Source organism: Neobacillus canaveralius, from assembly GCF_047237705.1.
GTDB lineage: Bacteria > Bacillota > Bacilli > Bacillales > Cytobacillaceae > Neobacillus > Neobacillus niacini_K.
In genome coordinates this window covers 4,444,653-4,459,128 of sequence record NZ_JBDFLL010000001.1, presented here as the reverse complement: position 1 = coordinate 4,459,128, position 14,476 = coordinate 4,444,653, and the positions used below count along the sequence as shown (strand labels likewise).

The window sequence follows — 14,476 nt, the reverse complement described above, 5'->3', positions numbered from 1 at the left end:
TACTATTACTTGGAGGCAAAACAATGAATGTACCAAATCAAATAACGATATCAAGGATTCTTTTGATTCCTATTTTCTTGATAATTATGCTTTTTCCCTTTGATTGGGGAAACATGCATTTACTGGGAGCTGATCTTCCGGTAACGCATTTTGTTGGAGCATTAATCTTTATTTTTGCTTCTTCGACTGATTGGGTGGATGGCTACTATGCCCGAAAATATAATCTTGTTACAAATATGGGGAAGTTTCTTGACCCGCTTGCCGATAAATTACTTGTCTCTGCAGCCCTAGTTGTTCTTGTTGATCTTGGATATGCTGCCTCTTGGATTGTTATTGTAATCATAAGCAGAGAATTTGCTGTTACAGGACTTCGTCTCTTGCTCGTAGAGGGTGGAGAAGTGGTAGCGGCAAATAACCTTGGAAAAATTAAAACCTGGGCACAAATAATCGCGATTTCAGCTCTTTTATTACATAATATTATTTTTGAGATGATTGGATTTCCATTTGATGATGTAGCTTTATGGGTTGCATTAATTTTTACAATCTGGTCTGGATGGGATTATTTTTCGAAAAATATGCATGTTTTTAAAAATTCTAAATAGAACTTGGGGTATCGGATAATGAATGCAGAAATTATTGCTGTTGGTTCTGAATTACTGCTGGGTCAAATCGTTAATAGTAATGCACGATTTATTTCACAACAACTCGCAGGAATAGGTATCAATGTATTTTTTCATACGGTGGTTGGTGATAATCCTGATCGATTAAAGTCTGTAATAGAAATAGCGGAAAAACGTTCAAATTTGATCATCTTTACGGGCGGTTTAGGACCGACGAAGGATGACTTAACGAAGGAAACAATTGCCCGGCATTTAGGGAAAAATCTAGTAATGGATCAAGAAGCATTAGAATCTATTGAACTTTATTTTAAGAAGGCCAATAGGGTAATGACGGAAAATAATAAGAAGCAAGCACTTGTATTAGAGGATTCTACTATCCTTCCAAATCATCATGGGATGGCACCAGGTATGATAGTTGAGAATGGTAATTGCGTATATATGCTTTTGCCAGGGCCGCCGAAAGAAATGGAGCCAATGTTTTTACACTTTGGTACTGCGGCTTTGTCCAAACAAGTAAAAACGGACGAGAAAATAGTTTCTAGAGTTTTAAGGTTCTTTGGAATTGGCGAGGCAGCGCTAGAAACGGAAATCATGGATTTAATAGATCAACAAACAAATCCAACGATTGCCCCGCTTGCTGCAGACGGAGAATGCACGTTAAGGCTTACTGCGAAGCACCATGACTTGCAAACGGCAGAGGTAATGCTTGATGAAGTAGAAGGTAATATTAGAGCTCGTGTAGGGCAGTTTTTATATGGGTATGACAATACTTCGTTAGTGGCTGAACTTATGAAAGCTTTAAAAGAAAAAAAATTAACGATCTCAGCTGCAGAGAGCTTAACAGGCGGATTGTTCCAGCAGGAACTAACGAGTGTTCCTGGTGTTAGTTCAGTCCTAAAGGGCGGAGTTGTTTGTTATACAAATGAGGTTAAGGAGAAAGTCTTAGGAGTTAAAAAGGAAACCATTGATAAGCATGGCGTTGTAAGTCATGAGTGTGCGAAAGAGCTGGCTGAAAATGTTGCGGCATTAGTATCTGCTGATATTGGGATTAGTTTCACTGGTGTTGCTGGTCCTGATGAGCTTGAGGGTAAACCTGTAGGAACAGTTTACATTGGGATATCGATTAGAGGTAAGCAAACAGTCGTTGAAAAGCTGAAACTTGGTGGTTCAAGGGAAGCAAACCGGAGCCGTTCGGTAAAATATGGCTGCTATTATTTAATAAAGCATTTGGAGGAATCACAGAAAGCTAACTAGGCTCTCTGTGATTTTTTTTGATTAGGTATAGTGACTGTAACTCCTACTATTATGGGTTTTCGGTCACTATAGAGCTGTTATAGCGACCATAGCTTCTACTATTTTGTGTTTTCGGTCATTATAGAGCTGTTATAGCGACCATAGCTCCTACTATTTTGTGTTTTCGGTCACTATAGAGCTGTTATAGTGACCGTAACTCTAACTATTTTGACTTTTGGGTCAATATAAAATGTGCAAAAAGGTTTATAGCGACCATCAAAAAGAAAAAAGCTAAAATACGCTGAGGGATTGCAGATGAATTGGAAATTCCATATAAAATCAATCGACCTAATTTGTTTTTCAACACTATTAATCACAGAAAAGCTATCTAATCACTCTGAGTATTTTTAGCTTAAAGGAAGTAGTCTGAAACAAGGAGAAAAAGTAAAAAATAATGAAAAATTTAATTGAAAAGATATAAATGGCTGGGGGATTTACCTATTTTTACATGACTTTTTGTTTCAAAAAAGTCGAATGAATGTTCGACTTTTTGCTGTACAAATGTCCAAAAAGAGGTTATATTATTAATAGGATTTAAATCATAGATTTTGGCTATTAACTTTTTGGTTTATATATAAGGGAGGAACTTGTAGTGAGTGATCGTAAAGCGGCCTTAGAAATGGCGCTAAAACAAATAGAAAAGCAATTTGGTAAAGGTTCCATCATGAAAATGGGAGAGAAGACAGACACAAGGATTTTAACAAGTCCAAGTGGCTCATTAGCCGTTGATTCAGCACTTGGTGTTGGTGGATATCCTAGAGGAAGAATTATCGAAATTTACGGACCTGAAAGCTCAGGTAAAACAACCGTTGCCTTACATGCTATTGCAGAAGTACAAGCTGCTGGCGGACAAGCCGCGTTTATTGACGCTGAGCATGCCCTGGATCCAGCATATGCACAAAAACTAGGAGTAAACATCGATGAGTTATTGTTATCTCAGCCTGATACTGGGGAACAAGCGCTAGAGATCGCAGAGGCACTTGTACGAAGTGGTGCAATTGATATTCTAGTAGTCGACTCGGTTGCAGCACTAGTTCCAAAGGCAGAAATTGAAGGAGAAATGGGAGATTCTCACATGGGTCTTCAAGCTCGTTTGATGTCTCAAGCACTCCGTAAACTTTCTGGTGTCATTAACAAATCAAAGACAATTGCAATCTTTATCAACCAGGTTCGTGAGAAAATTGGAGTTATGTTTGGGAACCCTGAAACAACTCCAGGTGGCCGTGCGTTGAAATTCTACTCTACAATCCGTGTTGAAGTACGTCGTGGAGAAGCTATCAAACAAGGCACTGACGTCGTTGGTAACAAAACGAAAATTAAGATTGTTAAAAATAAAGTTGCTCCTCCATTCCGTACAGCTGAAGTGGATATTATGTATGGTGAAGGAATTTCTAAAGAGGGCGAAATCATTGATATTGGCTCTGAATTAGATATCGTTCAAAAGAGCGGTTCTTGGTATTCTTACAATGAGGAAAGAATCGGTCAAGGTCGTGAAAATGCGAAGACTTTCTTAAGAGAAAATCCAAGTGTTCGTCTTGAAATTCAGCAAAAGATTCGTGAGCACTTCGGATTAGACGGGGAAAAAATAGTCACTGAAGCCGATGACGATGAACAAATCGAATTAATAGACTAACAAAAAGAGCAAAGCCTGTTTAGGTTTTGCTCTTTTTAATGAACTGGATATTTATCAGTGTTTGTGTATAATTATACACAAAATAGCGATTTGTATATTGTTAAAACATGAGCAAAGTCTAAATATTTCAAAAAGCTGTCAGGAGTTACCCTTGACAATAAATATACACACATTTACAATTAACATGTATATTTTACATTTTTGTTAATATTACAATGAAAAGCTTGGTGCTTGCTGTATGTTGAACCAAACCAATGTACATGCCGACACTTAAAAAGTGTAACAAAAGTTTATAGCAAGAGGAGGTGTAACGATGGAACCTATTACTATCATCTCCATTTTGCTTGGCATTATCGTCGGTGCCGTTGTTGGCTATTTTGTTCGTAAATCCATTGCTGAGGCAAAAATAGCAGGTGCAAAGAATGCTGCAGAGCAGATTCTTGAAGATGCAAAGCGTGACGCTGATTCATTGAAAAAAGAAGCCTTGCTAGAAGCAAAGGATGAAATTCACAAACTTCGTACTGAAGCCGAACGTGAGGTTCGTGAACGAAGAAATGAACTGCAAAAACAAGAAAACCGTTTACTGCAAAGAGAAGAGAATTTAGATCGAAAGGATGAATCGTTAAATAAACGAGAAATTCTATTAGAAAAGAAGGATGATTCTCTAAACCAAAGACAACAGCATATTGAACAGATGGAAAGCAAAGTGGACGAGTTGGTACGAACACAACAAACAGAACTCGAACGAATTTCGAGCTTAACGCGTGAGGAAGCTAAGGCAATTATTATTGACAAGTTGGAGCAGGAACTAACCTACGAGACAGCGATAATGATCAAGGATAGTGAAAACCGCGTGAAAGAGGAAGCTGACAAGAAAGCGAAGGAAATCCTTTCGCTAGCAATCCAGCGTTGCGCTGCTGACCATGTTGCGGAAACGACTGTATCTGTGGTCAACCTTCCGAATGATGAAATGAAAGGTCGTATTATTGGCCGTGAAGGAAGAAATATCCGTACATTAGAAACGCTAACAGGAATTGATTTGATTATCGATGATACTCCAGAAGCTGTTATTCTTTCAGGATTTGACCCGATTCGACGAGAAACAGCACGATTGGCGCTTGAAAAGTTAGTCCAGGACGGACGTATCCATCCTGCTCGTATTGAGGAAATGGTCGAAAAATCTCGTCGTGAAGTGGATGAGTACATCCGTGAAGTGGGTGAACAGACGACCTTTGAAGTCGGAGTTCATGGATTACATCCGGATCTTATTAAGATCTTAGGACGCTTAAAGTTCCGTACAAGTTACGGACAAAATGTCTTAAAACACTCAATGGAGGTTGCACAGCTTTCGGGCTTACTTGCAGCTGAACTTGGTGAGGATGAAACACTTGCAAGACGTGCAGGTCTATTACATGATATCGGAAAAGCAATTGACCATGAAGTGGAAGGAAGCCATGTTGAAATCGGGGTTGAACTTGCAACTAAATACAAGGAACACCCAGTGGTAATCAACAGTATTGCTTCACACCATGGTGATACGGAACCAACATCAACCATTGCTGTTCTAGTTGCTGCTGCTGACGCTTTGTCGGCTGCGAGACCTGGAGCACGCAGTGAGACTCTAGAAAACTATATCCGCCGTTTAGAAAAGCTGGAGGAAATTTCTGAGTCTTATGAAGGTGTTGAAAAATCCTTTGCAATCCAAGCTGGCCGAGAGGTCCGGATTATTGTTAGACCAGATGCAGTTGATGATCTTGCTGCACATCGTTTGGCTCGGGATATTCGGAAACGAATAGAAGAAGAGCTTGATTACCCTGGACATATTAAAGTGACAGTCATCCGTGAAACACGGGCTGTAGAATACGCAAAATAAAGCGGTGCGAAAGCACTGCTTTGTTTTTTTGAGGGTTGGATTTGCGGTTAAATAAAATAAAAGTGTGATACAATTTATAATAAATAAATGCATCACGAAAGGATTACAAATGAACTTATTATTTATTGGAGATGTTGTAGGATCACCGGGTCGAGATATGGTAAAAGAGTATGTGCCAAAAATCAAGGAAAAATATCGACCAAATTTTACTATTATTAATGGTGAAAATGCAGCAGGCGGCAGAGGTATTACAGAAAAAATCTATCGAGAATTTTTAGGTTCTGGAGCGCAGGCTGTAACCCTTGGAAATCATTCGTGGGACAACAAGGAGATTTTTGAATTTATCGAATCAGCAAAGAATATGGTACGTCCAGCAAACTTTCCAGAAGGGACTCCCGGAAAAGGGCTAGCATTTTTTAAGGTGAATGACATCGAAGTAGCTGTCATCAATTTGCAGGGGCGAACCTTTATGCCTCCGTTAGATTGTCCTTTTAAAAAAGCGGATGAATTAATCGAAATTGCTCAAGAGCGTACACCCTTTATCTTTGTGGACTTTCATGCAGAAGCGACAAGTGAAAAACTAGCAATGGGCTGGTATTTAGACGGGAAGGTTTCTGCGGTCGTAGGTACACATACACATGTGCAAACAGCAGATAGCCGCATCCTCCCAAACGGAACGGGCTACTTAACTGATGTGGGGATGACAGGTCCATATGATGGAATTCTTGGTATGGAACGGGAAGCAGTCATCACCAAATTCATCACAAGCCTTCCAGTTAGATTTGAAGTTCCTAAAACGGGAAGAACCCAGCTAAGTGGAGTCTACCTGGAACTTGATAGAAAAACTGGCAAGTGCAAAAAAATGGAAAGAATTTTAATAAATGAAGATAATCCTTGGTATTCTTAACCTTCCATTTACGGAAGGTTATTTCTTTTTATGATAATTAAGCACTTTTTTTGTCCAAGCCGGAATATGTCTTTTACAGAATGAATATAGTAGCAGTGGAATCTTATATACCTGATTTGCTCATGAAACTGCTCATGCCAGGATCGGGATTATACAAGGGGGAGCTAGGAATGGAAATATTAAAAGTTTCAGCAAAATCTAATCCTAATTCTGTAGCTGGTGCACTTGCTGGAGTTCTGCGTGAAAGAGGTGCAGCAGAAATACAGGCGATTGGTGCAGGTGCATTGAATCAAGCTGTTAAGGCAGTAGCGATTGCAAGAGGATTTGTAGCACCTAGCGGAGTTGATTTGATTTGCATCCCTGCGTTCACTGATATTCAGATTGATGGTGAAGAACGCACGGCTATAAAGCTTATTGTTGAACCCAGATGAAAGAGATAGAATCAATGAAGTGAAACATGATGAATAGAACAAACTTTTACCTGCTTAAATTTTAAGCAGGTATTTTTATATACAAATCATTATAATAATGTTATTCTAGTATAAATGAAAACGTTTTCTGTGATAACGTATTAAAGTAATATATTTTATAAGATTTAGTTATAAATCGCATAACAACAACGTTTTATAACAATTCTATAGAGAGTTATGCAGATTTACTAAATGTCAATTTTTAAAATATAAAAAAATATTCATATTTTAGACAATATTTCGTCTTAAAGGGTTGCAATTTTTGGTTTGGAGGTCTAGAATTGTAAGCGTTTAGTACATCTTCTAGTTTCAATTGATTTTGTCTTTAAAGCTTTAAAAGGCTAAATTCTAGTGAATCACTCGGAATTGTGCTATACTATTAGATAGTAATAAAATATATTTTTTACATATCCAAAGGGGTGTAAGTCATGATCAATCAACTTTCGTGGAAAGTTGGCGGACAACAAGGGGAAGGTATTGAAAGTACTGGGGAAATATTTGCTATTGCATTGAATCGCCTCGGTTATTACTTGTATGGTTATCGTCACTTTTCATCTCGTATTAAAGGCGGTCATACAAACAACAAAATCAGAGTAAGTACAAAAGAAGTTCGTTCGATCTCGGATGATCTTGATGTTCTTGTTGCTTTTGACCAAGAAACTATCGATTTAAACTACAAAGAGTTACACAGCAAAGGTGTAATACTTGCGGATGCAAAATTCACGCCGAAGAATCCAGAAGATACACAAGCATCATTGTATGCGGTTCCATTTACAGAAATTGCTACTGAATTAGGAACTTCCCTAATGAAAAACATGGTAGCCATTGGTGCTACTTCAGCTGTCTTGAATCTTGATATTCATGTTTTTGAAGAAGTAGTTCAAGAGATTTTTGGTAAAAAAGGTGCTCAAGTAGTTGCGAAAAACATGGATGCTATTAAAGCTGGATATGATTATATGAAAAAACAGCTTGTAAATGGCGTTGAAATAATGGAACTTGAAAAAGCTGACGGCAAGAAGCGCATGTTTATGATTGGAAATGACGCAATTGCATTAGGAGCTGTAGCAGCTGGCTGCCGTTTTATGGCTGCTTACCCTATTACACCAGCTTCTGAAATAATGGAATATTTAATTAAAAAGCTTCCTGCACTTGGTGGTTCGGTTATTCAAACAGAGGATGAAATTGCTGCATGTACAATGGCAATTGGTGCCAACTATGCTGGTGTTCGTACAATTACTGCATCTGCTGGTCCGGGATTATCATTAAAAATGGAAGCGATCGGTCTATCTGGTATTACAGAAACTCCACTTGTTATTGTTGATACCCAACGTGGAGGTCCATCTACAGGGTTACCAACAAAGCAGGAGCAGTCAGATTTAATGGCGATGATCTATGGAACACATGGAGAAATCCCTAAAATCGTAATGGCTCCAAGTACTGTAGAAGAAGCATTCTATGATACTGCTGAAGCATTTAACCTTGCTGAAGAATATCAATGTCCAGTTATTATCCTTACCGATCTTCAACTATCTTTAGGTAAGCAGACTGTTGAACCATTAAGTATGGATAAAGTTGAAATCAGACGTGGTAAGCTGGTAACAGATGAAATTCCTGAAAATGAAAACAAAGGATATTTCAAACGTTATGAAGTGACTGCTGATGGAGTTTCACCACGTGTTATCCCTGGTATGAAAAATGGTATCCACCATGTAACAGGTGTTGAACATGATGAAACTGGTAAACCTTCTGAATCAGCAGTAAACAGAATTGCCCAAATGGACAAGCGATTCCGTAAAATAGAAAATCTTCGTTTCAACACACCAGTGTATAAAAATGTTAAACACGAAGATGCTGACGTATTATTTGTTGGATTTAATTCAACTCGTGGTGTAATTGAAGAAGCAATGGTTCGTTTAGAAAACGATGGCTTAAAAGTAAACCATGCACAAATTCGTTTGATTCACCCTTTCCCAACTGACGAAGTATTACAACTTGTTCGTTCAGCAAAGAAAGTAGTAGTTGTTGAGAACAACGCTACTGGACAATTGGCAAACATTATGAAAATGAATGTTGGTCATGCTGAAAAGATTATTAAACATTTAAAATATGACGGTAATCCGTTCCTACCACACGAAGTATATACAAAATGTAAGGAGTTGTTCTAAACATGGCCACTTTTAAAGACTTTAGAAATAATGTAAAACCGAACTGGTGCCCTGGCTGTGGCGACTTCTCTGTACAAGCGGCAATGCAACGTGCAGCAGCGAATGTAGGTCTTGAGCCTGAAAACTTAGCTGTTATTTCTGGTATTGGATGTTCTGGTCGTATCTCAGGGTACATTAATTCATATGGCTTCCATGGAATTCATGGTCGCTCATTACCAATCGCACAAGGTGTAAAAATGGCAAACCGTGATTTAACAGTTATCGCTTCTGGTGGTGACGGAGACGGTTTTGCAATTGGTATGGGTCATACAATCCATGCAATTCGAAGAAATATTGATATTACTTACGTTGTAATGGATAACCAAATCTATGGCTTAACAAAGGGACAAACGTCTCCACGTTCCGCCGCTGGATTTAAAACAAAATCAACTCCGATGGGTTCTGTTGAACAAGCTATTTCTCCGATGGAGATGGCCCTAACTGCTGGAGCAACGTTTGTTGCACAAAGTTTTTCAACGGATTTAAAGGATTTGACTGCTTTAATTGAAGCTGGTATTAGGCATAAAGGGTTCTCTTTAATTAACGTATACAGCCCATGTGTAACATATAATAAAGTAAACACATACGACTGGTTTAAAGAAAATCTAACGAAATTAAGCGATATTGAAGGTTATGATCCTTCAAACCGTGAAGAAGCTATGCAGACATTGATGAAGCATAATGGTTTAGTTACTGGTTTAATTTATCAAAACACAGAACGTAAATCTTATCAGGAATTAATCAATGGTTTCTCTGAAACTCCTTTATCACAGGCTGATTTAAATCTTGATCAAGGGTATTTTGATAAATTAGTTGGCGAATTTATGTAATAGCAATTTGAAACGTCCCGTAGTGTCTACTACGGGATTTTCTATTGTTTTCAGGCCTATTAACCTTTATACTATAATAATGTGCAGAAGTATGTTAGGTACGCTCTAACACTATGTACAGGTAAAAATTTACTTTATTAATATTAATAGACACATCAGCTAAAATGACTGAAAGGAGATCTAATACGAATGAATGAAAAACAACGTTTAGAATCTAAACAAATTGAAGCTGCTAATTCTTCGGACAAAAAATCCGCCAAGGATTACAGTAAGTACTTTGAACAGGTTATTACTGCTCCATCTTTAAAAGATGCGAAAAAACGTGGTAAAGAAGAAGTGAAATACCATAACGATTTCTCCATTTCTGAAGAATTTCGCGGTATGGGAGAAGGCAGGAAGTTTTATATCCGTACCTACGGCTGCCAGATGAACGAACACGATACAGAAGTTATGGCTGGTATCTTTTTGGCTTTAGGCTATGAGCCAACAGACAATACAGAGGATGCAAACGTTATCCTGTTAAATACGTGTGCAATTCGTGAGAATGCTGAAAATAAAGTATTCGGTGAACTAGGACATTTAAAGCATTTGAAGTTAGAAAAACCAGATTTACTAATAGGTGTTTGTGGATGTATGTCACAGGAAGAATCAGTTGTTAATAAGATTCTAAAAACCTATAATCAAGTTGACATGATTTTTGGTACACATAACATTCACCGTTTGCCAAATATTTTACATGAAGCCTACATGTCTAAAGAAATGGTCGTTGAAGTTTGGTCTAAAGAAGGTGACGTCATCGAAAACCTTCCAAAAGTACGACGTGGAAATATTAAGGCATGGGTTAACATAATGTACGGCTGTGACAAATTCTGTACGTACTGTATTGTCCCTTTTACTCGTGGGAAGGAACGAAGCCGTCGCCCTGAGGAAATTATCCAGGAAGTACGTCAATTAGCAGCACAAGGATACCAAGAGGTCACTCTTTTAGGTCAAAACGTAAATGCGTATGGAAAAGATTTAGCGGATAGTAACTATGGACTTGGCGAGCTGATGAATGAGCTGCGGAAAATTGATATCCCACGGATTCGTTTTACTACAAGCCATCCCCGCGACTTTGATGATCGTCTAATTGAAGTTCTCTCCCAAGGTGGTAACCTAATGGATCATATCCATTTACCAGTTCAATCTGGTTCAACAGACGTATTGAAAATCATGGCTCGTAAATATACAAGGGAACAATATTTAGAACTTGTAAGAAAAATCAAAGCGGCCATTCCAAACGTTGCTTTGACCACCGATATTATCGTTGGCTACCCTAACGAAACGGACGAACAGTTTGAAGAAACAATGTCGCTCTATCGTGAGGTGGGTTATGAATTGGCTTATACTTTTATTTACTCTCCACGTGAAGGTACGCCTGCGGCTAAAATGGAGGATAACGTTCCACTGGAAGTAAAAAAAGCACGCTTGCAGCGTTTGAACGCCCTTGTAAACGAGCTTTCTTTAGAAGCAATGAAAAAACATGAAGGTCAAATCTTAGATGTTCTTGTTGAAGGGGAAAGCAAGAACAATCCAGATGTCCTAGCAGGTTACACATCTAGGAACAAGCTTGTGAATTTTGCTGCACCTAAAACAGCCATTGGTAAAATAGTAAAGGTGAGAATTACTGAAGCTAGAACATGGTCATTAAACGGAGAAATGGTGGAAGAACTAGAACCAGTAGAGGTGAAATAAAGTGGCGAAATATACAAAAGACGATATCATTGCTCGTGCACAAGAATTAGCACGGATGATAGGAGAAACTGAGGAAGTTGATTTCTTTAAACGTGCAGAAGCACAGATTCACGTAAACCCGAAGGTTAGTACGTTAATTTCAGATATTAAGGGTTTGCAAAAGCAAGCCGTTAATTTACAGCATTACGGTAAGCCAGAAGCATTGAAAAAAGTAGAAGATAAAATTGCTACGATTGAACAGGAACTAGATGATATTCCAGTTGTTCAAGAGTTTAAGCAGTCCCAATTAGAAGTAAATGAATTGCTTCAGTTAATTGCTACTACAATCTCTAATAAGGTAACAGACGTCATTATTGAGTCAACTGGCGGAGATGTCTTAAAAGGTGAAACAGGTGCAAGTATTCATAATGGCGGGTCTTGCGGAAATCACGATCACGACCATGAACATTAAAAAGGTAACCAGGCTTTTATTAGCCTGGTTTTTTTATGCGCATTTTTAGAAAGGTCATTTCAACTTAAAGTACTTGCCTAATTGGAACCTACATTAGACTTCCGCATAAAATGAACTATGACTAAACTTTTATCCAGTATTCGCAGAAATATATCGCACACTAGTCTAAAAAATTGCATAGGATGAATTGAAAATGAATGAGGAGGGTTCGCGCGAAATGGGAGAATACAGAGAGATAATTACGAAGGCCGTAGTAGCGAAAGGGCGTAAATTCACCCAGTCCAATCATACGATTAGCCCGGCACATAGTCCAACAAGCATTCTTGGATGTTGGATTATCAACCATAAATACAACGCGAAAAAAGTCGGCAAAACTGTAGAAATACACGGATCGTATGACATCAACGTATGGTATTCCTTTAATGATAATACCAGAACAGAAGTAGTAACAGAAAAAGTTCAGTATACGGATGTTATTAAGTTACGTTACCGTGACCATGATTGCTTGGATGACAATGAGATTTGTGCTCGTGTCTTGCAGCAGCCAAATTGTTGTGAAGCCGTTATCTCCCCAAATGGCAATCGAATCATTGTCCATGTTGAAAGGGAATTCCTCGTGGAAGTGATTGGCGAAACGAAAGTATGCGTAGCCATCAATCCAAAGGGATGCCATGAAGACGACGATGATTGGGGAATGGAAGTTGACGACGAAGAATTTGAGGAATTAAATCCAGATTTCTTACTCGGCGTCGAAGAAGAATAAACACACTAGGAAGTCTCTACTTCCTAGTTTTTTCTTTTTTATTATCTTATAATAAAAGAAAGTATGTATGATAAAAAAGAAAAATCAGCATTATATTTTTAGGAGGTGTCACAGACATGGAGCCTAGACAACCTGGAAATAACAAACTGCCTGATTTCGACCAATTAAACGACAGAATCATTGTGGAGCAGCCATCAGGACCACACTTGATTATTAAGACAAATCTCGACCCGCAGGACTCTACTGAGAATAACCCCTATTATCAGGGAAAAGAAACCAATAATCCAAAAGCATTTAAAGATTACTTTGAAGAATAAAAGCCAGGATTTCCTGGCTTTTTTATTTAACTATAAAGCCTAAAGATTCAGCTGTAAGCATTTCCCATTCACGCTTTAGTAAAGAAAACATACTAGTGGTATGATATGAATTGTTTTGAAACAAATAATCACGCAATACCCCTTCTTTCCTAAAACCTAACTTTTCAAGAAGATTACTAGAAGCCTCGTTTTCAAGGTAAACAACAGCTCCTATGCGGTTTAATTCCAACTCTAAATAACTATACCGCAAAACCTCATTTATAGCTTCAGAAGTGTAGCCTTTACGCCAGTAGGAGGGATGAATTTCATAGCCAATCTCAGCTTTTTTATTTTTAAGCTGTAATCCATTTAGACCTAATGTACCAATAAATTTGTTATTTTTCTTAAGGACTATTCCCCAGCGCATGGAACGTTTTTCATAAAAATTTTTCTGAAAAATGTCAATTAACTTTTTTGCTTCTTCGATAGAGGTGAAAGTATCCGTCCCGTAATATCTGGTTACCTCCTCTAATGATAAAATTTCAAATAAGCTCTCAGCGTGAATAGGTGTAATTTCAATTAGTTTTAGTTTTTTAGTTTCTAAAGTTGGAAATAACACAGCAACACCTCATTTATATAGGAATAAACTTTTTTTAAAAGTAAAGAATATTTTATCTATTCTAAGTGTATATGAGATGTATACTAAAAGGAAAGAGTTATTATCTAGTTTGTTTTGAGGTGTACAAATGAAAATTGAGAAATATACAAAATTGATTGGAAATGAATTATTGCCCAATATCCAATTATCAACGGAAGGTCCATTTGATCCAATTATTGTAAAAAATTTTTCGAATACTTGGAAAACAATTGGAAGTGGAAATTATGCAGGTGTCTTTTTACATCAATCAAATCCTAAATGGGTTGTGAAGGTGTATGGAAGAGAACCTGAGGAGTTAAAAAAGGAAGTCGAAGTATATAAAAAACTTGGTAATCATCAATCCTTTTCCTCCTTAATTGATTATGGGGATAATTATTTGATTCTTAAAAGGATAGATGGAATTAATCTGTTCGATGCTGTTGTAAAAGGCGTCCCGATACCGGAGTCTGTCGTTAACGATGTCGATGAGGGGATGGCATATGCTCGGGAAAAAGGCTTAAACCCATTCGATGTACATGGGAAAAATGTCGTAATGAGTAATGGAAGAGGGTATATCGTCGATGTTTCTGATTTTTATAAGCAGGGTAAATGCCGGAAGTGGGATGATTTAAAGAGAGCTTATTATAAAATATACCTTCCGATTATTTACAAATATCGACTGCGGGTTCCTTTTTTTATTGTAAACAGTGTTAGAAAAGGGTACCGTTTTTATCGAAAAATAAAAAAGGGAAATAAATGATAATA

At 37.8% G+C, this 14,476-nt stretch carries 14 protein-coding genes; 13 read left to right on the top strand and 1 reads right to left on the bottom strand.

Annotated features, from left to right (window positions below; translation table 11 throughout):
- Positions 1-23: 23 nt before the first annotated feature.
- The 12 genes from pgsA to ABC255_RS21690 all read left to right on the top strand — a co-directional run bounded on the left by pgsA (position 24) and on the right by ABC255_RS21690 (position 13,095).
- Positions 24-602 (top strand): CDP-diacylglycerol--glycerol-3-phosphate 3-phosphatidyltransferase, encoded by a 579-nt coding sequence (gene pgsA / locus ABC255_RS21745; RefSeq protein ID WP_412996825.1) that lies wholly within the window; start codon positions 24-26, stop codon positions 600-602.
- 18 nt (positions 603-620) lie between these two features.
- Positions 621-1,874, top strand: coding sequence for a competence/damage-inducible protein A (locus tag ABC255_RS21740; protein WP_412996823.1), 1,254 nt, complete (start codon positions 621-623; stop codon positions 1,872-1,874).
- Positions 1,875-2,505: 631 nt separating this feature from the next.
- Positions 2,506-3,546 carry a recombinase RecA gene (recA, locus tag ABC255_RS21735; protein ID WP_335529646.1) on the top strand — a complete coding sequence of 347 codons (1,041 nt, stop codon included), beginning with the start codon at positions 2,506-2,508 and terminating at the stop codon, positions 3,544-3,546.
- Between the two features lie 313 nt (positions 3,547-3,859).
- Positions 3,860-5,419, top strand: a complete 1,560-nt coding sequence (gene rny, locus ABC255_RS21730; RefSeq protein ID WP_412996821.1) for a ribonuclease Y — start codon at positions 3,860-3,862, stop codon at positions 5,417-5,419.
- Between the two features lie 109 nt (positions 5,420-5,528).
- A complete protein-coding gene (locus tag ABC255_RS21725; protein WP_335529641.1) occupies positions 5,529-6,326 on the top strand; it encodes a TIGR00282 family metallophosphoesterase in 798 nt (265 codons plus the stop codon).
- Positions 6,327-6,496: 170 nt separating this feature from the next.
- Positions 6,497-6,757, top strand: coding sequence for a stage V sporulation protein SpoVS (gene spoVS, locus ABC255_RS21720; RefSeq protein ID WP_003181955.1), 261 nt, complete (start codon positions 6,497-6,499; stop codon positions 6,755-6,757).
- A 467-nt stretch (positions 6,758-7,224) separates the two neighbouring features.
- On the top strand, positions 7,225-8,961 hold the full coding sequence (locus tag ABC255_RS21715) for a 2-oxoacid:acceptor oxidoreductase subunit alpha (RefSeq protein ID WP_412996818.1): 1,737 nt from the start codon (positions 7,225-7,227) through the stop codon (positions 8,959-8,961).
- A gap of 2 nt (positions 8,962-8,963) precedes the next feature.
- Positions 8,964-9,830 (top strand): 2-oxoacid:ferredoxin oxidoreductase subunit beta, encoded by an 867-nt coding sequence (locus ABC255_RS21710; protein ID WP_412996816.1) that lies wholly within the window; start codon positions 8,964-8,966, stop codon positions 9,828-9,830.
- 189 nt (positions 9,831-10,019) lie between these two features.
- On the top strand, positions 10,020-11,564 hold the full coding sequence (gene miaB, locus ABC255_RS21705; protein ID WP_412996815.1) for a tRNA (N6-isopentenyl adenosine(37)-C2)-methylthiotransferase MiaB: 1,545 nt from the start codon (positions 10,020-10,022) through the stop codon (positions 11,562-11,564).
- A 1-nt stretch (position 11,565) separates the two neighbouring features.
- Positions 11,566-12,015 (top strand): YlbF/YmcA family competence regulator, encoded by a 450-nt coding sequence (locus ABC255_RS21700; RefSeq protein WP_335536794.1) that lies wholly within the window; start codon positions 11,566-11,568, stop codon positions 12,013-12,015.
- A 217-nt stretch (positions 12,016-12,232) separates the two neighbouring features.
- On the top strand, positions 12,233-12,778 hold the full coding sequence (locus tag ABC255_RS21695) for an outer spore coat protein CotE (RefSeq protein WP_412996813.1): 546 nt from the start codon (positions 12,233-12,235) through the stop codon (positions 12,776-12,778).
- A 116-nt stretch (positions 12,779-12,894) separates the two neighbouring features.
- Entirely contained in the window at positions 12,895-13,095 is a 201-nt protein-coding gene (locus ABC255_RS21690) for a hypothetical protein (RefSeq protein ID WP_412996812.1), read from the top strand.
- Positions 13,096-13,117: 22 nt separating this feature from the next.
- Here ABC255_RS21690 and ABC255_RS21685 read toward each other — a convergent pair whose 3' ends face one another.
- Positions 13,118-13,693 carry a GNAT family N-acetyltransferase gene (locus ABC255_RS21685; protein ID WP_412996810.1) on the bottom strand — a complete coding sequence of 192 codons (576 nt, stop codon included), beginning with the start codon at positions 13,691-13,693 and terminating at the stop codon, positions 13,118-13,120.
- Positions 13,694-13,820: 127 nt separating this feature from the next.
- Between ABC255_RS21685 and ABC255_RS21680 the strand changes: the two genes are divergently transcribed.
- On the top strand, positions 13,821-14,471 hold the full coding sequence (locus tag ABC255_RS21680; RefSeq protein WP_412996809.1) for a protein kinase family protein: 651 nt from the start codon (positions 13,821-13,823) through the stop codon (positions 14,469-14,471).
- Positions 14,472-14,476 lie beyond the last annotated feature (5 nt).

Coding starts and splice junctions, on each gene's coding strand:
- pgsA (WP_412996825.1), top strand. CDS start 24: ATGAATGTACCAAATCAAATAACGATATCAAGGATTCTTTTGATTCCT.
- ABC255_RS21740 (WP_412996823.1), top strand. CDS start 621: ATGAATGCAGAAATTATTGCTGTTGGTTCTGAATTACTGCTGGGTCAA.
- rny (WP_412996821.1), top strand. CDS start 3,860: ATGGAACCTATTACTATCATCTCCATTTTGCTTGGCATTATCGTCGGT.
- ABC255_RS21725 (WP_335529641.1), top strand. CDS start 5,529: ATGAACTTATTATTTATTGGAGATGTTGTAGGATCACCGGGTCGAGAT.
- spoVS (WP_003181955.1), top strand. CDS start 6,497: ATGGAAATATTAAAAGTTTCAGCAAAATCTAATCCTAATTCTGTAGCT.
- ABC255_RS21715 (WP_412996818.1), top strand. CDS start 7,225: ATGATCAATCAACTTTCGTGGAAAGTTGGCGGACAACAAGGGGAAGGT.
- ABC255_RS21710 (WP_412996816.1), top strand. CDS start 8,964: ATGGCCACTTTTAAAGACTTTAGAAATAATGTAAAACCGAACTGGTGC.
- miaB (WP_412996815.1), top strand. CDS start 10,020: ATGAATGAAAAACAACGTTTAGAATCTAAACAAATTGAAGCTGCTAAT.
- ABC255_RS21695 (WP_412996813.1), top strand. CDS start 12,233: ATGGGAGAATACAGAGAGATAATTACGAAGGCCGTAGTAGCGAAAGGG.
- ABC255_RS21690 (WP_412996812.1), top strand. CDS start 12,895: ATGGAGCCTAGACAACCTGGAAATAACAAACTGCCTGATTTCGACCAA.
- ABC255_RS21680 (WP_412996809.1), top strand. CDS start 13,821: ATGAAAATTGAGAAATATACAAAATTGATTGGAAATGAATTATTGCCC.